The sequence below is a fragment of the Butyrivibrio sp. X503 genome, assembly GCF_003625475.1.
In the GTDB taxonomy this organism is placed as follows: Bacteria; Bacillota; Clostridia; order Lachnospirales; family Lachnospiraceae; genus Butyrivibrio.
Window position 1 is genome coordinate 215,244 of the sequence record NZ_RAIQ01000001.1, and the last position, 20,338, is coordinate 235,581.

The following is a 20,338-nucleotide window of genomic DNA, read 5'->3' on the forward strand; positions in this document are numbered from 1 at the left end:
AAAATCATAATATATCTACAATAGTATACCATAAATTACGGCATGATACAGCTTTGTTAACAATATCTTGTGGTAATTAATAAAAAAAATGATATTCAACCCCAATGTTTGGAATATAACGCCACAGGGACCACCCATAAAGGGCAGTCCCTGTGCACACACATGTATTTGAAACAATTATTTGGAAGGAAAACTAATTTATTACTCGGCTCTTAGAGCCTCGATGGGATCGAGCTTGGCAGCTCTCTTTGCAGGATATATTCCGAAGAACAATCCGATTCCCGTTGATATAAACACAACAACGATCACCAATACCGGATTAACAGTATATGGGAAGTCTACCATTGCACATGCTATTCTCGCTAAAGTAAGTCCCAATATAATACCTATTATTCCACCAAGAAAAGTAAGTATAGCCGCTTCCGCAAGGAACTGCGTAAGGATCGAAGAAGTCCTTGCTCCGAGAGATTTTCTGATACCGATCTCTCTTGTTCTCTCGGTAACCGATACGGTCATGATGTTCATAACACCTATACCGCCGACCAAAAGAGATATTGAAGCGATCAAAGCAACTACTGCGGTTACGACATTAAGAATCGTATCGCTTGTTGAATCCATTCCGGATGATGCATCAACCTTTACCGCACTTTCGCCTCTTATTCCAAGCACGTTTTCAACAACGCTCTTCATCTTGGCAGCGGCTTCATCCTTGTTGTCCTTGTGCATATATGCAGTCACTTTGGTAAACATGGTATTTACATCTTTGTTATAAGCAAGCGCCACCGTTGTATATGGAACATCGCCCTGCAAAGAAGGATCTTCTCCCTCTGCATAAGACTCATCCATTGATGTGTTTTCTCTTATACCTACAACCGTGAAATCCTTGGTAATATCACCGTTGGTAATCTCTATCGTCTCACCTACCGCATTTTCATATCCGAATAGTTTCATTGCAGAAATTTGTGATATAACACAGACATAATTGGCTGCATTTACATCATCACGCGTGAAATACCTTCCGTACAGAATCTTGTTCTGTCCATTCTCGGAAAGTGCATCACTTCCACCGGAAAAAGAAAGATTGTAAGATTTCTTTGTTCCTTTACCGTTTCCGTATAAGGAAACCGACGGACTAAGTCCGTAAATGCAACTCATATTGCGCTCTATAGCTTCCATATTTTCCGGAGTAAAGCACTTATCCGTTTTTGCTACATCAAGTGAGACATTTATCGTAGCAACATCAAGCGCAGACATTTCTCCGGTAACCGCAGCCCTAAGTCCGTCACCAATCACGAGGACTGCAAGCACGGCAGCTATTCCTATTATGATTCCAAGCATGGTCAAAAGAGATCTACCCTTATTGTTTCGTATACTTGAAATCGCACTTTTTAAATATTCTCTTATTACTCCCATACTTTATACTCTCAATGCATCTATAGGTTTCATTTTGGCCGCTTTTCTTGCAGGATAGATTCCAAAACCCAGACCGATTCCGACCGAAATAAATGTTGCTCCCAAAACCGAACCGGGAGTTATTATCAGATTAAAATGCAATAACGAACACACTATATACGACAATCCTATTCCGACAATAATACCTATAACACCGCCGGAAAGAGTTAAAACCGCAGCCTCAGACAAAAACTGTGCCGTTATAGCTCCGGTTCTTGCTCCGATTGACTTTCGAATTCCTATTTCTCTTGTTCTCTCTGTTACCGATACCAACATGATATTCATGATTCCGATTCCGCCAACTACAAGCGATATAACCGCTACCCATATCAAAAATGTTGACGCACCGCCAAGGACCGTATTGATCTCTTCAGACATATCCGCCATACTGTATGACCAAAGAGCGTTGGCTCCACGCAGTCCATGTGCATTCTCAAGTACCTTCGCGCATTCTTTTACTTTCTTTTGAAGAACATCCTGATCCGCAAAGATCAGGAACATGTTCAGTTTATCGATATCGTATCCGAAATCCGAAGCAAATGCTGTATACGGAGTCTCTATTGTGGCATAATAATCCATATCTCCGGCAAATGTATTTATCATTTCGCTGTTTATATCTTCTCGGAGACCTATAACAGTATATTCCGCAGTTTTACCTGCTATAGTAATTTCAACCACATTGCCGAGGCATTCCTCGGTACCAAATAAGTGTTTTGCATCATTCTTCATCATGATGCACACTTTCTGTCCCGTTTCCACCATCTGCCTTGTAAAATACTGTCCCTTGTAAACCTTGCTGCTGACAGCAAGCTCTACAGCTTCCGTTCCCCCGATCACATCGGCCTGATATGTTCCTCTTGGCCCCTTTGCTCTTGCAGTCGTTTCGTCAAAGTAAGGAGATACACCCTTAAGATCCGATACGGATTCTTCAAGAAGTCTGATATCATCAGGGGTAAAAAGCTCGGTGGTCTTACTTGAATCGATAACAACATAACCGTAGTTACCGACAATTCCGTTGATCTCACCGTTTACATAATCAGTCATACCTTTTCCGAGCGAAACAACCGTGATAACGGCCGCAATACCGATAATAATACCGAGCATCGTCATAAAGGTTCTGTAACCGTTATGCTTCATCTGATTTATTGCACTTTTTAAATATTCTTTGACAGTTCCCATTATCACATTTCCATAGCTACAACCGGCATTCCGTCAGTGAGCGTTTCAAGATTTGTTGTAATTACTTTGTCGTTCACAGAAAGGCCTTCAACAATCTGAGCCTCTGTGCTTGTAGAAATACCGATCTTAACATTTTTTCTTGTAGCAACGCCGTTCTCAAGTACATATACATAGTCGCCATCGGCATCGGTAAGCACATACTCGTAAGGAAGAACTATAGTGTTCTCTGCCTTTTCGGCATGAATCTTATTGCTTGCTTCCACGCCGAGGATAATGTCCTTATCGGGATTAGTAACCTTAATTGTTGTATCTACAACCGCTACGCCGTTGTCATTCTTAGTAGCTGAGCCTGAGATCTGTGTGATCTCTCCGTTATAAGCCTTGCCGTTTATTGTAATATCAACCTTCTGTCCGACAGAAATCTTGGGAAGGTCTGACTTTGATACCTTCACATCAACCTGCACATCATCAAGATTTGCAAGTGTGATCATCTTTGTTCCGGGTGCAACTGTTGCGCCTTCAACTACCTCTACCTCTGTTACAACGCCGTTGAAATCAGCCTTAACGCCATCCTTTGCTTCCTGGATCTTTGCAATCGTATCTTCCTGTGTGAGCTGTGTTGACTCCATGGAAGCCTTGGTAGCTGTAGCTGTTCCGCCGTTTACCTGAGCGGCCTTGGCACTTGAAAGATGAGCCTGCTCCTCAGCAAGAGTTGTCTTTTGTTTCTGCCATCCCTGAATCTCGGGATCATTTTTAAGAGCATCCTGTACTTCAATAATGGACTCCTGAAGTGCAAGTGACATCTGCTTGTTGCCCTCCGAAACATCACTGTCGTTGTCGTCATTTTCTCTTCTTGTGATGTATTCGTCATTACCGTCAAGGTAAGTCTCAGCCGTTCCGTCGGCAATACCGTTCTGGTTTACATCAAGCATAGTCTTATTAAGATCAGAAAGAGTCTGATTCATTCTGTTTGTCTTTTCCTGAATCTTGTCATCAAGAGCGTCCATCTCTGCCGTGATGGCATCAAGTCTCTCGTTGATCTGCTGAGAATTCATACCCTGAGCATAATCTCTGTCGGCGGCTGCCGGGCCTGCGTAAAGCGCACTGTAATTACCCTTGGCCTGCTTGATCGCAAGCTGAGCATTCTTTTCCGCAAGATCAAGCTGTGCCGCATCATATGTGTAAAGCACATCTCCGGATGTAACCTTGTCTCCGATCTTTACATTGAGCTGATCGACAGGTGCGTTTACATCCGCAAAGTAGCTCTTGGAATCAGCACTTTCAACCGTTCCGGAAACAGAAAGAATATTCTCAATCGTTCCGTTTGCCACGTCAACTGTCTCTACAGGCAAACCTGCACTCTTGCCTGCAAGGAAAGCTCTGCCGATGAAAAAGACAAGAAGAAGAGCCACTATGCCGAGTACTATCCATTTTTTCTTTAATTTTTTCTTGGGCTTCTTTACTTCTGCTACCTCAAAATCATCGTCTTCATCATAGATCTCAACGGAATTGCCCGTTGTCTCTTTGATCTCATTCTTGTTTTCAACGACGGGAGTAGTTTCTTTTTCTTCCTCTTTTAACTCCACGTCTTTCTTTAAGTCCTTGTTTTCTGCCATTTCGTTTTCCACTCCCTTAAATCAATCTTCTTTGTAATCCGGATTTATAATGTCACTCTTTATCATTCCGTCAGAGATAGTAATAATTCGTTTTGCCTGCTGGGCGATACCGGGATCATGTGTGATGATGATGACCGTTCTGCCCTCAGAGTAAAGTCTCTTGATGATCTTCATGATCTCTTTACTCGATGCCGAGTCCAGGTTACCCGTAGGCTCATCCGCAAGCAGTATCGGAGGTGCCTGCGCGATCGCTCTTGCTATCGCAACTCTCTGCTGCTGTCCACCTGACATTTCGTTAGGTTTGTGAGTCTTTCTCTTTTCTAGACCTACGCTGTTAAGCGCTGCGTTTGCAAGTCTGTCTCTCTCTTTCTTGCCGACCCCTCTGTAAATAAGAGGAAGCTCAACGTTTTCAAGAGCCGTAAGAGACTGTATCAGGTTGAATCCCTGGAAGATGAATCCGATCTCTTTGTTTCTGATATCCGATTGTTCATCGTCAGTCATATGTGATACATCCTGTCCGTGGAGATAATATTTTCCGCTTGTCGGAGTGTCCAGACATCCAAGCATGTTCATAAGTGTTGACTTACCCGAACCGGACTGACCGATGATGGCTACGAATTCTCTCTCACCTATTGTAAGGCTGACATGATTCAGCGCCCTAACCTCATTCTCTCCCGGATTGTATATCTTGCTTACATCCTTTATTACTACAAGTTTTTTCATTTTATCAGTTTCCTCTATTACATTGTTACACGTAGTACGTTTGTTGTACTATGCTCGTCGTAGTAACTTTACTACTCTTATTTTCTTCTGTCAATACTTTGATTCTAAAAAATGTAAAAAGTTTAACGCAGTTTTATTTCACTGTATATATAGTAACAAATACGTCTCGGAGTTTCCTGTTCTTTATCTTACATATTGAGATACTAAGCTTACATTTTTGTAAGGTTATAAGAACTCTTTACAAAAAGAGCGCCCGTACTGCTACGAAACGCTCTGTTATGTTTATGTTTTATGCTGCTTTTTCTTTTGCCTGAGCATCCTTATTGCTTTGCTCGGCAATTTTTTTAATGACTAATTTGGTGAGAAATACGGAAGCAATCGAGAGAAGTCCCAATATTATGAGTGAACGCATCATACTGGAGGAGTCTGCTCTTTCTTTCTCCGCAATTTCGCCCCATGTTGTGCCCATAGCTGAATATTTTGCCACCATGATCACGGTAGTTATCGCACCGTATGCATTGACCAGCACATGCATGATGATCGACGTAAAAATACTTCCGCTTGCTCTGTTTGCGTAAGCGAATATAATTCCCAAAACCCATGCGTAACAAAATTGGTTTAAGTTCATATGGAACGCTCCAAACAAAAATCCCGAAACAATGGAAGCTACAATAAAAGGACAAACCTTAGCAAGTCTGTTTTGAAAAAAGCCTCTCATTAGTGTCTCTTCACAGATAGGAGCGATCAGCGCAGCTTGTAAAATAAATATTACCGGTGAACTTCCAACAAGCGAATCAGCCGTGCTCGCGATAATATTTGGAACAAAAAACTGCGACAATAAATCCATAAATAAAACTATCGGATAAGAAACAACAGTCAAGAGAACCGTAAGAAGTACTGTCTTCCAACTGATAGGCTTAAATCCAAATGACTGTAAAAAACTTCCTTCTTTTCTGTTAAATGCAATAACGATAGCAAGCGCAGGTATAAGGAAAGCCAGATAAGTTACAATCCCCGGAAATATAATCCCGGTAAACGCCGCCACAACTCCAAGCACTAATGAACCACTAATTCCTGCAACAAGAACCAATATAAATATAGCCAATATGGCAAAAAACTCTTTTTTATTAAAAGCCTTGTTTTCCACAACTCTCTCCTTCTTCAAGTCTGACATGATAGTATTTTTTATAAAGCGTTAGGCCTTAGCCTGTATCTCATTTCCTTCCTTCTTGGCGATTGCCCTTATAACAAGTCTTGTAAGGAAGAAAGAGCCGACAGCAAGTAAACCTGTCACAATAAGACTGACGATCATTGTAGAAGGATCTGTTCTGTACGCCTCTGCACCTTCAGCCACTGACATTCCGGCTCCTTCTACAACTTTGGCTGATATGAACATTACCACACAACCGACAGCGTTAAATATCAAATGCATGATAGTCGATGTGATCATACTTCCGCTTGCCCTGTTTACATACGCAAATATAATCCCCAAAACCCATGCGTAGCAAAACTGATTTAAGTTCATATGAAGCACACCGAACAAGAATCCCGTAAGAACTGCGGATACTCCGAAAGGAAGGAGCTTAGAAAACCTATTCTGGAAAAAGCCTCTCATCAATAACTCTTCACATATAGGTGCAAGAACCACCATCGAAACGAAAAGCGGAAGCAATGATCCTTCCATCAATGAGTCAGCTGCTTGTGCAAATATATTGGGCACAAATACCTGTGAAAGTACATTTGCAAACCATCCCATAGGCATTGACACAAATGTAAGAAGAATCGTGAGGAAAACAGTACCCACCTTGATTTTCTTTATTCCGTACGACTCAATAAATTTATCCCCCTTAGCAAAGGAATAAATAAGTACAATGGCTATCATCAACCCATAAAGGACAATTGAAAACGGAACTAACGGAAGCTCCATCTCTCTTGATTCAAACCATGGTCTGACAACATGCGACATCCCGACCATCACCAGCATAATTGCTACAAACACCAGTAACAACCTAATAATTTCTGCCTTGTCTTTAGTCTTGTTCATTCTTTTTTCCCATCTCCTCTTTCTTTTATAGTAGTTATACCGAATAGTTAACAGGTATCCTCCTAAAGGTCAACCAATTAACCATCATTCCTACTATATCAAAAAACAGGATCACGCACCACACATAAAACTGATTTGGTCCTGAATTTACTACAGAGGATGTGATACCACTCGAAATCATTCCTAATTGAGGAATGATTTCCACCAGCCTTGAAACCCCCATTATCGCAGAAATAAGAACGAAGTAATAAATCCAATATGCAATCTTTCCGTAGCGTATAACATTGTTTCCGGCAAGTCCCTCAATCCACATGAATATGCCAAAACAAAGCGCAATAAGTTTAAGTATCATCCCCACTCTATCATTGACAAAAATAAATGCAGGTAATGCAAAAACGATTATTTCAAGAAGCTCAACTATGCGGCTTATGACAAACAGCTCTCGTCTTGTGATTCCAAAACTAAGCGCTCTCGTTACTTCTTCAGTCATAAGCATTACTTTAGCAAACATGTTGAGACTCACATACATTAACGCCATTATCGCGCACATGGTTCTACCAAAAAGAAAGGGCTCTATCTTCGAGTCTTCTTTCATAATAAGTGTGATAAAAAGTGTAAGCACAACTCCAAACAAAACTACTATTAAGTTGATTTTCTCATCAGCCTTTTTTATACTGATAGCTTTTTTGATATATATGTCCATATTCTCTCCCATCATCAGACGACCATGACTTTTCTATTCAGTCTGTAAATAACATATTCCATGAACACAAACAAAAGTACAGCCGCTATAGAAATTACATTCTCTTTATTCTCACCTAAGCCAAAAAGATGAATCCCATTAGCAACCTCACACATTATCAATCCAAAGGTAGCAGAGCAAACAACAGAAATAACAATGAAAGTTGTACGTCCATATTTTTTTATAATATGTCCAACTATGATTCCTACTGCCCCCATTAATAATGCAAATACACCGCATATCAAAATCCTTTTTATATGTTCAGACTTATGTACAGCAAGCGCCATCGTGCTGTATAAAAGCATATTGCATATAATGAAAGTAATCTGTTTGATGAAATCACCGAAGAATATATCTTTTCTCCTTGCTCCCATTGACAGTACCATGTTGTCATACCATCCCGGCGAATACATTGAATACATCATATTCATCATGATCATAAATACTCCGCCAAATGAAAGAATCCTGTATAAAACCTTATCTGTAATATCAACTTCTCCCAAATATATATTTGTCCATACCGCTCCGAAAATTACTATTCCCAATAGCATAACCAAAAACAATTTAATCCCCTGCACAAAATAATATTTGGCAGTTCTCTTGGAAAGTTCGCTCATATTAAACGGCCTCCCTTCCTTCATTTACGCACATTGCATAGAAAAGATTCTGAAGTGATACGGGCTCAACCTGAACATCTTCACCGAAATTCTCTACAGGTTTATCCGCAAGAACAGTTACAACCTTGTTTCTTCCAAGGCTCTCGGGATGATAGATCTTAAATCCTTCAGTCGCCTTATCAACTGCGTCTGTATCACCGCTTACGCGATATGCTTTCGCAAGAAATTCTTCCGTATTCTCCTGAAACTTGATCTCGCCGTTGTCGATGATGATCACTCTCTCAAACAATGATGCGGCTTCCTCAATGATGTGAGTACTGATAATAAAAGTTCTTCCGGTTTCACTGTACTCTTCGATAATAAGCTTATAGAACTGTTCTCTCGCAACAACATCAAGTCCCGCAACAGGTTCATCAAGGATAGTAATGTCAGCTTTACTTGCAAGTGCCACGATAATAGTCACTGCTGAAAGCATACCTTTTGAAAGCTTACTGATCCTCTTTTTGATATCAATATTAAAGAGCTTTATCAGTTCTTTTGCATAAGCTTCATCCCAATTTCTGTAAAAAGCCTTTGCCGTAGCCAGATACTCTTTTACTTTAAGAGTATTGGGACCAAACATCGTAACAGGTGAAATCTCTCTCGAATAGCAGATATGTGAAAGAGATTCTTCATTCTCCCAAACAGGCTTGCCGTCTAATGTAATCTCGCCTTCCGTCGCAGGATTCTGCGCAGTCAGAATGGACAAAAGAGTGGTCTTTCCCGCTCCGTTTCTTCCGATAAGGCCATAGATCTTACCTGTCTCTATTTCAACACTTACATTCTTAAGTACTGTTTCTTTTCCGTATTTTTTTACTATATTTTTTCCGGCTAATATGCTCATATTCTTCTCCTTCTTGAAGCTTATGCTTCCTTACTGTCATCTATCATCTTCTTAAGTTCCTGCTTATCTATTCCGATAAGCTTGGCCTCAGTGATTATCTTCTTAACGAACGTATCATAGAAGTTCTTCTTCCTCTCTTCTATGATCCTTGACTTTGCTCCTGTTTGAACGAACATGCCTATACCTCTTTTCTTATAAAGCACCTCTTTATCCACCAGAATATTGATACCCTTGGCCGCAGTTGCCGGATTGATCTTATAGAACTTGGAAAGCTCTGTCGTACTCGGAACCTGCTCTTCTTCATTCAGTATGCCGCGCAGTATCTCATCTTCGATCATCTCGCCGATCTGGAGATATATTGACTTATCTTCGCCTAAATTATCCAGCACACCGGTTACCTCCTTTAGTTTGTTGGTTAATTACTTGTGTAATTAACCATATAACATATCGATCTTCTTGTCAATATGTATTCTTTAAGCCAATTACGAAAACCGGCGAGACTGCCCGTCCCGCCGGTTTTCTTTGTCGCATTAGTATAATTCATTATTCAGTCCAAATTCTGCTCCCTCGTAATATTCGGTGTTAGTCTTATCATAATCATCTAAATCATCCCAAAAAGTGCATGCCCCATAGTTTTCTCCAAACCCTGTTTTATTGCATAATCCATAAATGACTTTTTCAAAGCTTTCATCATTCACCATATTAAATAACGCTTTTACAGGATAATGATTAGTTGCTAATAATTCGCTTTCTTCAATTCTAAATTCACTGCTCATATCTATTCACCTCGCATACAGGCAATTATCCTCTTAGCTACGTGTCCACTTTATTGTATCATTTTCAATTTTTTGATTCATTTTATTTCTCTCCACCGCCGTAATACTTAATAAGATTCAGGAATCCGCAATATCCTTCCTCATTGCACAGATCCAAAGGTCTTATATCGGCCTTTCCCGGTATCACTGTGCTATATCTACGGCCTTTATAGGCAAAAGAGATCGTGACAGGCACTCCGAGATCGGATATCTTCTCGATGAGCGCGTATGTCTTCTTGTTAAAGCAAACCCAGTTGCCTGTCTCAAGGGTTATTCCCTTAGAAACAAGAGCGTTAAGCCCCTCTGTATCTCCCGCTGCCATCATAGCTTCTATCTTCTTTATGTACACTTCAAGAGTATTGTTTGTAGCTGTCAGAAATGCGGCAAATTCCTCACTTGAAGTCGGGATGCTATCAACTTCTGAATTGTCCACATATGATCCACCGGAAGAACTGTGGGTAGTTGAAATCACTTCCGTGATCTCTTCTTCGTCCTGCTGCGTATCAGCCTCATCAACATTAGGCGTTACGATAGATGCATTTCTATAGTTTATGGTATTTCCTTCATCCACAGGCGGTTCATTAGGTGTATTACCCTCTCCCGATGTGGTCTCTTCTGAAGGAAATGCAGTTATCGGCACAGCATTAATAGGTCGCACAGATCCATTTTTTATTTGGTTGGCTGTTGTTCCTGCGGGGTAGTATAGTATATATCCATCAGAAGAAAGGAGGGAAACATCAGGACTTACTTCTTCACCGGATGATGTTACAAAAGTATCATAGTCATACTGTACGCCATCACCTATTGCAGCACCGGAGTACTGATCATATATTCCACCGGAGACCATGACATGTGCATTATTACTTACTGTAATTCCTGTTCCGGATCCAAAATCTCCACCGCCTATTCCGGCTCCTTTAGATCCACCGGTTGCCGTTACTGTTCCTCCTTCTATAGTGATATCTGTTCCGGATCCATTGGCTCCACCACCTATTCCGGCTCCTCTAAATCCACCGGTTGCCGTTACTGTTCCTCCTTCTTTTATAGTGATATCTGTTCCGGATCCATGGACTCCACCACCTATTCCGGCTCCCAACTCTCCACCGGTTGCCGTTACTGTTCCGCCTTCTTTTATAGTGATATCTGTTCCGGATCCTCCAATTCCACTGCCTATTCCGGCTCCATATTCTCCACCGGTTGCCGTTACTGTTCCTCCTTCTATAGTGATATCTGTTCCGTTTCTATAACGTCCACCGCCTATTCCGGCTCCTCTAGATCCACCGGTTGCATCCAAACTACCAGTAGCATTATTATCAGTAATAATCAAATCCCCTTCGTTTTCCTTCTGAAGACCGGCACAATTATCTCCGCTTTTAACTACATTAACTCCGTCCAGATTGATCTTTACATTACCTTCTCCGGTCGTGCGTATTGCTGGTGTAAAATTATTAGCCGAATCGTTTATATTCAGATTCTGTATTGTCACTTCAGCTTCCTGTCCGGATGAAGCTTCTATCGTTAGTGTGACGCCGCTTACTTCCTGGTTATTGCTGGTTATAACCGGATCACTATCTTCTTTATCCTGCACCGCAGAATTACCTTCCTGGGTTACTGTCTGGGCAGTCTCATCCCTACTTACCGTTATGCTTCCTTCAGATATATCATAACTGTCAGCATAAGCATATATTGGCATATAACTTGCCATTAGCACTGATAGTGTCGTCCCACCTATTATTCTTACAATTCCTGTTCTCATACTTTTTCCCTTTCGCTTTAGATGGCTGATCAAATGAATGTTTTTACTTCTCTCCACCGCCATAATACTTAATAAGATTCAGGAATCCGCAATATCCTTCCTCATTGCACAGATCCAAAGGTCTTATATCGGCCTTTCCCGGTATCACTGTGCTATATCTACGGCCTTTATAGGCAAAAGAGATCGTGACAGGCACTCCGAGATCGGATATCTTCTCGATGAGCGCATATGTCTTCTTGTTAAAGCAGACCCAGTTACCTGTCTCAAGGGTTATTCCTTTAGAAACAAGAGCGTTAAGCCCCTCTGTATCTCCCGCTGCCATCAATGATTCTATATTCTTGATATATGCCTCAAGCTTAGCGTTGGTAGCTGCCAGGAACGTAGCAAACTCCTCGCTTGAAGTAGGGATGTCCTTCACTTCAGTGTTGTCTTCATATATTTCACCGGATGAACTATGAACAAGATTCGTAATACCGCCTTCAACTGCAGTAGGCACTTCGAAAGGATTCACAGAACTCTCTTGAGGTATTACGGGGTTACCGGCTATTGGAGGTTCAACCGGTGTACTTCCGCCACCTCCGGCTATTGGAGGTTCAACCGGTGTACTTCCGCCACCTCCGGCTATTGGATCCTCCGGAGAAGTGTCAGTTTTCTGCACCGTCTTAGTAGGTTGTACAGTTCCGTTTTTAATTTGGTTGGCTGTTGTTCCTGCAGGGTAGTATAGTATATATCCATCAGAAGAAAGGAGGGAAACATCAGGACTTACTTCTTCACCGGATGATACTTCATAAGTATCATCGTCATACTGTACGCCATCACCTATTGCAGCACCGGAGTACTGATCATATATTCCACCGGAGACCATAAGATGTGCATCATTACTTATAGTTATTTCTGATCCGGCTCTACCATATCCACCACCAATTCCGGCTCCCAAATCTCCACCGGTTGCCGTTACTGTTCCTCCTTCTTTTACAGTGATACCTGTTCCGGATCCAAATATCCACCACCTATTCCGGCTCCATAATCTCCACCGGTTGCCGTTACTGTTCCTCCTTCTATAGTGATATCTGTTCCGGTTCCATATCGTCCACCGCCTATTCCGGCTCCTCTAAATCCACCGGTTGCTTCCAAACTACCAGTAGCATTATTATCAGTAATAATCAAATTCCCTTCGTTTTCCTTCTGAAGACCGGCACAATTATCTCCGCTTTTAACCACATTAACTCCGTCCAGATTGATCTTTACATCACCTTCTCCGGTCGTAAGTATTGCTGGAGTATCACCATCTGATGAATCATTTATGTTAAGATTCTGTATTGTCACTTCAGCTTCCTGCCCGGCTGAAGCTTCTATCGTTAGTGTGACGCCGTTTACTTCCTGAGCATTGCTGGTTATAACCGGATCACTATCTTCTTTATCCTGCACCGCAGAATTACCTTCCTGGGTTACTGTCTGGGCAGTCTCATCCCTACTTACCGTGATGCTTCCTTCAGATATATCATAACTGTCAGCATAAGCATACAATGGCATATAACTTGCCATTAGCACTGAAAGCGTTGCCCCACCTATTATTCTTACAATTCCTGTTCTCATACTTTTTCCCTTTCGCTTTAGATGGCTGATCAAAATTTCCTGTACATTAATACAGACACACAAAAAGGGAAAATTCCTAAGTAGAATCTCTTTTTTTAATAAAAAAGAAGTCGGACCCGAAAGCCCGACTTCAAAATGCTCAATTTGAATATGATCTATTTTTCTATATCTTTTATTCCTATCAAATAAACGATCACGAATCTGATAACACTTACGATCACCAGTCCCCAAGCTACTCCGTTTAACCCAAACATTACAGCCGCGGGAATTACCATAACAGCAAAAAGAGCTGTATAAATCCCGTTGATGTAGAGCTGAAGCTTCTCTCCGGTGAACGCCAGGATAACGACCATCAGCGATCCCGAAATAAAATAAAGGAGCTGACCTAAGTTGGCAACAAGGAACAACCCTTTTGCCTCTGCATAAACATCAGGATGTAAGAGCATAACGAAAATATGCGACACAAACGTACATACAAAAGTACCGACTACCGCAACTCCCAATGCCGCTCCTGTTATAAGCGTAAACTTCTTTTTATCAAGCTTTATCTTATAGTTGGTAAGATAGCTGATAACTATTCCGTTGATCGGAGTCGTAAGAAGAGCCACTATCTTGCCTATAACGCTTGCCGTATAGAACACGGTAACTTCTCTGTCTCCGACCGCAAGTCTTATGAGTATCCTGTCCGAATGAAGTATAAGTGCCGCAAGCAGGTTACTTGCGGATATAAGCCATAGGGATTTCATATTTACTTTAAAGCTGTCCGAAACTTTAAAATACGGACTTCTAAATATCTTTCCGCTAAAGAACGTAAACAGAAGTCCAAGGACCTCACCTATGATCAGTACCCATGCCCAGCTTCCAAAGTGCTTGTAGATAAACAGTCCTATCAGATAGCCTGCCGTTACAGCGACAAAAAACAGGAAATAATCCCTGAACCTTATGTCCATCCTGTACTGAACATCGGCATAGTATCTGAATACCGTAACGACCATCAACAGCAGAACAAGCGCAAACATAGCGGGAGTCAGGCTGTTTGTCACATACAGCGCCATAGCGGTAACGGGAATACTGATAGCTGAAACTATCAAAAGAAATATATTATAATCCCCGTTTTCCTGCGTTCTGTCCTTTTTGGCGATCATTCTGGAATAGCTTGCAGCCGTTCCGAATCCCGCACCCATAATGGATACAACGGATATCAAATAAAGAACGGTGCCAAAAGCATCCGCTCCTACGACCGATTTAATCCCGGGGTAGATAACAAGCTGCAAAGCACCGTTATATATGATCAGCGCAAGCACGCTGAACAAAAAGTCCTTGGAAAGCTTTTTAAAAAATCCAAGTGTGTTTTTATAAAAAGATGATGACATTATTCCTCACACTAACATATTATCATTTGTTATAGTCAGTCTCTTTATGCCTCTGAAGCATATTGAGCTGCATCTCAAACTCACGTCTGTTGTTTATCGCAAGAGTTGATAATATAACTCCGGCGAAAAAGCTTTGGACCGCAGACAGCATGATAAAGCAACATACGATCAAAGTAGGTATCCTGGGCACAAGATGTGTCTGCCAATACTCTGTAAGAATAGGCACAAAGAATACAATGGCTACGATGGCAAGAAGCAGTGCAAAGATTGAAAAAAAGCCAAAGGGCTTGTAATCTCTGTAAAGTCTTGCGATCGTTCTGAGTACCTTAAAGCCGTCGGCATAAGTATTGAGTTTACTCTCAGAGCCTTCCGGTCTGTCTCTGTAATCGATGACCACGTTGTCGATCTGCATGTTGTTGTATACAGCGTGGATGGTCATCTCTGTCTCAATCTCAAAGCCCTTTGAAAGAACGGGGAAGGTCTTAACGAATTCATAGCTGAATGCTCTAAAGCCCGTCATGATATCTCTCACGTTACAACCAAAAAGTCTGTTGATACTGCCTCTTACAAGATTGTTTCCAAAGTTATGGAAAGGCCGCTTGTTCTCCTGATAGTATGTTGAAGAAAGTCTGTCACCGACTACCATATCCGAATTGTGATTAAGTACAAGGTCAACCATCTCAGGAGCGGAATCCATGGGATAAGTATCGTCTCCGTCTACCATTACATATACAAGAGCATCAATCTCTCTGAACATACGTCTGATAACATTGCCTTTGCCCTGCATATATTCATTTCTTACAACAGCGCCCTCAGCCTCAGCAATCTCTGCCGTTCTGTCCTTGGAATTGTTGTTGTATACATAGATCGTAGCCTCGGGAAGCGCCGCCTTTGCGTCGCGTATAACCTTAGCTATAGTCTTCTCTTCGTTGTAGCACGGAATTAATACCGCTATCTTATCCATAGAAACCTCTTAAATAAAATGTTTTATATTATCAGCGTATCTGCCCGTAAGCATATTCGCTCATATCACTGTCAGCAGGATAAACTGCTCCGTCAATAACCTGTTCTCCGAGTGCTTCTACACCGACCCTGTAATCAACATAATCCTGAGCACTACATGAAATATGTGTGTCGGTTGTCTTTATAGTGTTTTTGTATGTGTACTCAGATTCCTCAGGAAGTTTAGACCATACGGTAACTCTGTACTCTTTGATTCCGTCAACAGGCTGCCATGTAAAGTCCACTTCAATATGATCGTCTACCTGATGCTGTGTACCTGCAACAACCTTGGGAGCTGCCGGTCTGTTTCCCTGTGTATTGCCATATGCAAAATCACTCCACTTGCTGTAGCGCCTGTTTGCACCTTCGCCTTTATAAGCTCTTACCTGTACTCTAAAATCAAAATAATCCTGAGAGCTTGCGACATACTTAGTCTCAACGGTATTGTAATAGTCTGTAGTCTGACCATATACCTTATAAGGCTTATAGCTTAATTCGTCATCTTTGTAGAATTTATCCTCAGCTAAGACCTCATAACCCTCTGCGCCTTCAACGGGAGCCCATGTAAACTCCACATTCATGGCATTCTCACCCACATGTAATACACCGGTATTAACCTTAGGTGTTGGAAGTAATTCTTCGGGAGCTTGGTTATCCGCCTTTGCGGGCGTGCTGCTTACATTCTGAGTATTTGCCGCAGGCTTGGCTGTCTGATCTTTGGCTGTATTCGCATCATTTTTAGCGTCGGGCTTAGTAGATGCCGTGCTTGATGCTACCGACACTTCCTTGGACGCTGCCTCATCAGCTTCGGATGTTTCTTCAGCCGCTTCTTCCGGCTCCTCTGAAGTCTCCTCTGTTGAAGCCTCTTCCGGCTCCTCCGATGACTCCGAAGCAGGCGCTATATCCTCAATCTCATAGTCCTGATCTTCAATATTTGACATAGAACTACAGCCCGGCAGCATCCCCACTGCCAAGCATGTAAGTAATATAATTATTCTTCTTTTCATTATCTCTTTCCTCTTTCTATCAGCCTAATTACTTATCGTATGTCTGTCCGTAAGCAACCTTACTCCAGTCACTGAATGTCTTGTCTTCGCCTTCCCCTTTGAATGCTCTTACCTTGAGCTGGAAATCAAAATCATCCTGAGCACTTGCTACGAACTTAGTATCTGTGGTGATGAAATAATCGCCGTCCTTTTCAAGCTCTGTGTAACCGGGCTCATAAGGAGAATACTCTTTGCCATCCTCAGGCTTACTTTGAATATCGACTTCGTAGCCGTCAGCACCCTCTACGGGAACCCACTCGAATTCTACATCGATAGCCTCGCTGCCTTCTTTCATTACTCCACCCTTTACTATAGGCGCTGCAAGTCCTGTAGACTCATCTTCCGAAGCCTTAACGTCTACATCGCTTGATGATGCGCTTGAACCTGCATCATTTACCGTAATTGTAGGATCTTCCTGTGATGCTGCCTCGTTAGCGGCGTCCTTCTTCTTGCCGCAACCTGCCAAAACTCCTATCATCATCACACATGTAAGTGCTAAAACCAGTTTTCTATTCATTCTAATTTACCTCCTAAACCTAGTATAAGCGTCTAAAGTATACCATATATTTGAAAATAGTACAAAACAAGCCACTTTCGGTGCCTACAACTATGAGATCACTTTGTTTTGTAGACATAGATCGTATAAGGCGAATCATCACCTTTATAATCACCCAATAATTCAAGCGAAAGCTCGCTCGCATTTGATAACTCTATTCTCGAAAAGATATACTTACATCCCATATCTTTAAGTGCTGAAGTATCAACATACAAAGTATTGTCCGTAACTCCGGTCATGCTCTTGGTCGCCATAACTATCGAATCATCGGTTCCCGAATACAGATAGCACCTTGCGCCCCAGTCATCAAAATACGCCCTCGTCAACTCTTTTTTCTCAAGCGCGGGAGCGATCACCTTTCGGAAGCTCTCCTTATAGCTCTGCGGATAAAAACCTAGATATCCGTCAAGCGTCGAAATCCCGTTATATTCAAGAATCGCGGGATGCATGCCGTAAGCCACGCTCCACTCTCCGTCCGTATATCCTATATCTTTCTTTATGTTTTCAAAAAGACTAGTTGAATAAAACTCTCTGTAATTCAGCTCATCGTTTTCGTTTCCGAAGACCAGCGCTCTCACCGTATGATGCGCCGTGGTATAAAGATCGTTGTACCTTCCCGGTGTCAAAAGAACTATCGCAACAGCCGCAAGCGCAGCCGCATACTTAACTATCTGATGAACCTTCACTCTGTAAATAACAATAAAGAACATCAAACACCAGATAACAGGGTTAAAGAAAATTGTCCTGTTAAACTGAAAGCCCTTAAGCGGAGGTGCGATCATGCCAAGCAATTTGTTTGCAGGCTCATAATAATAAATCCCGTAAACAACAGCGTTGAGCACAAGCATAAGCGCTCCGAGATTGTAGATATCTTTAAAGATCCCGCGCACATTCTTTTTCACAATATATCTGATATTCAGGAAAAAGAAATATATAACACACACAGGCATAACCAAAAACTTGTGCACATCATCCGCATGCATCATTCCGTTTACAAAGGCATCGACCATCAATCGAAGGACTTCTTTGCCCGACATGAATCCCGGATCCATTGTCTCTCGTATAGTGACGGTATCAGAAAATAGCATCATATCGAAGAGTCTGTACTCCATGATCACATAACCGATAGTGAGAACAAGTATTGATTTTACAAGTCCGACGGGAACTTTTTTATCCTTGATCCAAAGCCATATGATCGCAAAGAAAATATATCCGATAATAAAAAAACCAAAATAGGAAAAATAGGAAACAAACGGATATAAGAAAATAAGCAAAAGATATATCGGAGACTTTCCGTATCTTGGCGAAATATACATTCTTCTGAGAAGAAAAACTATGAGCGGAATTGACGCAAAAGGAATTCCGAATGCGGGAAAAAGATTGAGAACGCCGTATAAAAGACCGATGAGAGTTGCGATATTTGTTTCTTCCGCAAGATCATCTTTTTCTTTTCCGCTACGATCTTTTAAAACATCCACAATAAGAAGTCTCATCGAGAAAACCGCGATAAGCACTTTCAAAATATAGCCTATAACATATGCCGCAAAAAGCGGGAAAAGCATATACAGAACCGTATATAAAGAAAACTCGCTTGGAAGCACATCCCTTGATATGCCTCCAAGGAACGGAGCAGATACTCCGTGGGCAAAAAACGAGCCCGTATTTTTGAGCATTGCAAACTGTGCAATGAATAAGTCCAGATTATCATGGACGGCGATGTAACTGTTGTCGCCGATGATCATGTAGAAGAGCGCAACTGAAGCTACAAACAGTGCAACTATAATAATTGAAAAATGCTTCTTTAAAGCCGCCATGGTTATCTCCCCTACTATAATAAAATGATATACGAATTGCTCCGTTGCTACGCATTTTGGACTTATGACGCCTATATCATTTGATATTGTCATCTGAATTATTCTTATTACCGATCTTCATGCGCTCGTGACCGCCAAGCTTGTTGGCTGCGTCCTGATCGCCGCGAAGAATGGCATTAACGATCTGCATACGGAAGCCTGCATCAATGAAATCACAATGCTTACAGAACGGATACTCCTGTCTTCCCTCTGCGATCTTCTTTCTTACAGCCTGGAACTTAGGACTTCCCCATGCTTCCTTAAGGCTCATCTTGGTAAGATCGCCAAAGTCTGTGGTCTCAAAGTTATCGCAGCAGCAAAGTCCCATCTTACCGTTGGGCATGATCCACATATCAGTAAAAGGAAGAAGGCAAGTCTCTTTGATAACCTTTTCGGTAGCCTTCTTATTGGGCGCACTTCCCGCTCTGTTTGTAAGAACCTCCTGAAGATATCTCATCTGGATCTGGATATCGAGATCCTTGAACTCCTCGGGATTGGCTTTAACATAATCATAAAGCTCCTGAATATTCTTATGAAGCTTCATCTCCATTGAATAGTTGTTTATGATGAGCTGGTTGATGTAAGGAGCAACCTCTTTTACCTTATCGATAGTAAGGATAAGTCCGTTGGTGGACATGAAGATAAAGCTGTCCGGAAGCTTCTCTCTTGCGTATTTATGTCTCTCCACGATCTTTGTGTCAAGAAGAGGTTCGTTGTTACCGTAGAGCGTGAGATGTCCCTTATATCCCCAATCAGCGAGCTGATCGATAATGTTCTTATAAAGGTCGTCATCAATCTTGGCAAGAGGTCTGCACTCCGCATGAACATTGGCTGTACAGAATGCGCAAGTCGAATTACATCTGTTGATCGTCTCTATATTTACAACGTTGGGCATCGGAACCTCAGGTGCATTCAGGAAATAATCGCAGTATGCCTTTTGCGATTTGCTTCTTGTAAAGAACTGAAGCTTAAGGTATGCATTACTTGCAAGCATCGGGAAATGCTTTCTTGCAAACCAACCGAATTTTCCCATAAAACTGTTTACTCTGATAGGCATATAAAAATCTCCTTTAAAAACCTAATAT

General features: G+C 41.7%; 20 protein-coding genes. All 20 read right to left on the minus strand.

Annotation, left to right across the window (positions count from 1 at the left end; translation table 11 throughout):
• Nucleotides 1-201: 201 nt before the first annotated feature.
• Entirely contained in the window at nucleotides 202-1,413 is a 1,212-nt protein-coding gene (locus D6853_RS00920) for an ABC transporter permease (protein ID WP_120655934.1), read from the minus strand.
• Between the two features lie 3 nt (nucleotides 1,414-1,416).
• Nucleotides 1,417-2,631: an ABC transporter permease gene (locus D6853_RS00925; RefSeq protein WP_120655935.1), complete on the minus strand. Its 1,215-nt coding sequence runs from the start codon at nucleotides 2,629-2,631 to the stop codon at nucleotides 1,417-1,419.
• A gap of 2 nt (nucleotides 2,632-2,633) precedes the next feature.
• Complete coding sequence (locus tag D6853_RS00930; RefSeq protein WP_120655936.1) at nucleotides 2,634-4,247, minus strand: efflux RND transporter periplasmic adaptor subunit; 1,614 nt, start codon at nucleotides 4,245-4,247, stop codon at nucleotides 2,634-2,636.
• Nucleotides 4,248-4,268: 21 nt separating this feature from the next.
• A complete protein-coding gene (locus tag D6853_RS00935; RefSeq protein ID WP_120655937.1) occupies nucleotides 4,269-4,970 on the minus strand; it encodes an ABC transporter ATP-binding protein in 702 nt (233 codons plus the stop codon).
• A gap of 289 nt (nucleotides 4,971-5,259) precedes the next feature.
• Nucleotides 5,260-6,117, minus strand: a complete 858-nt coding sequence (locus tag D6853_RS00940; RefSeq protein WP_207667200.1) for a type II CAAX endopeptidase family protein — start codon at nucleotides 6,115-6,117, stop codon at nucleotides 5,260-5,262.
• Nucleotides 6,118-6,165: 48 nt separating this feature from the next.
• Nucleotides 6,166-7,014, minus strand: a complete 849-nt coding sequence (locus tag D6853_RS00945) for a CPBP family intramembrane glutamic endopeptidase (RefSeq protein WP_120655939.1) — start codon at nucleotides 7,012-7,014, stop codon at nucleotides 6,166-6,168.
• A gap of 34 nt (nucleotides 7,015-7,048) precedes the next feature.
• Nucleotides 7,049-7,717, minus strand: a complete 669-nt coding sequence (locus tag D6853_RS00950) for a hypothetical protein (RefSeq protein WP_120655940.1) — start codon at nucleotides 7,715-7,717, stop codon at nucleotides 7,049-7,051.
• Between the two features lie 14 nt (nucleotides 7,718-7,731).
• Complete coding sequence (locus D6853_RS00955; RefSeq protein WP_120655941.1) at nucleotides 7,732-8,373, minus strand: hypothetical protein; 642 nt, start codon at nucleotides 8,371-8,373, stop codon at nucleotides 7,732-7,734.
• Between the two features lies 1 nt (nucleotide 8,374).
• Nucleotides 8,375-9,256, minus strand: coding sequence for an ABC transporter ATP-binding protein (locus D6853_RS00960; RefSeq protein WP_120655942.1), 882 nt, complete (start codon nucleotides 9,254-9,256; stop codon nucleotides 8,375-8,377).
• Nucleotides 9,257-9,276: 20 nt separating this feature from the next.
• On the minus strand, nucleotides 9,277-9,645 hold the full coding sequence (locus D6853_RS00965; RefSeq protein ID WP_120655943.1) for a GntR family transcriptional regulator: 369 nt from the start codon (nucleotides 9,643-9,645) through the stop codon (nucleotides 9,277-9,279).
• A 141-nt stretch (nucleotides 9,646-9,786) separates the two neighbouring features.
• On the minus strand, nucleotides 9,787-10,032 hold the full coding sequence (locus tag D6853_RS00970; RefSeq protein ID WP_120655944.1) for a hypothetical protein: 246 nt from the start codon (nucleotides 10,030-10,032) through the stop codon (nucleotides 9,787-9,789).
• An 82-nt stretch (nucleotides 10,033-10,114) separates the two neighbouring features.
• Nucleotides 10,115-11,827: a hypothetical protein gene (locus D6853_RS15565; protein WP_147367683.1), complete on the minus strand. Its 1,713-nt coding sequence runs from the start codon at nucleotides 11,825-11,827 to the stop codon at nucleotides 10,115-10,117.
• A gap of 43 nt (nucleotides 11,828-11,870) precedes the next feature.
• On the minus strand, nucleotides 11,871-12,764 hold the full coding sequence (locus tag D6853_RS00980; RefSeq protein ID WP_120655946.1) for a hypothetical protein: 894 nt from the start codon (nucleotides 12,762-12,764) through the stop codon (nucleotides 11,871-11,873).
• A gap of 35 nt (nucleotides 12,765-12,799) precedes the next feature.
• Nucleotides 12,800-13,423 (minus strand): hypothetical protein, encoded by a 624-nt coding sequence (locus tag D6853_RS00985; protein WP_120655947.1) that lies wholly within the window; start codon nucleotides 13,421-13,423, stop codon nucleotides 12,800-12,802.
• A 155-nt stretch (nucleotides 13,424-13,578) separates the two neighbouring features.
• Nucleotides 13,579-14,796 carry a lipopolysaccharide biosynthesis protein gene (locus D6853_RS00990; protein WP_120655948.1) on the minus strand — a complete coding sequence of 406 codons (1,218 nt, stop codon included), beginning with the start codon at nucleotides 14,794-14,796 and terminating at the stop codon, nucleotides 13,579-13,581.
• A gap of 22 nt (nucleotides 14,797-14,818) precedes the next feature.
• Nucleotides 14,819-15,760 (minus strand): glycosyltransferase family 2 protein, encoded by a 942-nt coding sequence (locus D6853_RS00995; RefSeq protein ID WP_120655949.1) that lies wholly within the window; start codon nucleotides 15,758-15,760, stop codon nucleotides 14,819-14,821.
• A gap of 31 nt (nucleotides 15,761-15,791) precedes the next feature.
• Nucleotides 15,792-16,805 (minus strand): hypothetical protein, encoded by a 1,014-nt coding sequence (locus D6853_RS01000; RefSeq protein ID WP_120655950.1) that lies wholly within the window; start codon nucleotides 16,803-16,805, stop codon nucleotides 15,792-15,794.
• 28 nt (nucleotides 16,806-16,833) lie between these two features.
• Complete coding sequence (locus D6853_RS01005; RefSeq protein ID WP_120655951.1) at nucleotides 16,834-17,361, minus strand: hypothetical protein; 528 nt, start codon at nucleotides 17,359-17,361, stop codon at nucleotides 16,834-16,836.
• Between the two features lie 98 nt (nucleotides 17,362-17,459).
• Nucleotides 17,460-19,214 carry a DUF6044 family protein gene (locus D6853_RS01010; RefSeq protein ID WP_120655952.1) on the minus strand — a complete coding sequence of 585 codons (1,755 nt, stop codon included), beginning with the start codon at nucleotides 19,212-19,214 and terminating at the stop codon, nucleotides 17,460-17,462.
• A 76-nt stretch (nucleotides 19,215-19,290) separates the two neighbouring features.
• A complete protein-coding gene (locus tag D6853_RS01015) occupies nucleotides 19,291-20,310 on the minus strand; it encodes a radical SAM/SPASM domain-containing protein (protein WP_120655953.1) in 1,020 nt (339 codons plus the stop codon).
• Nucleotides 20,311-20,338 lie beyond the last annotated feature (28 nt).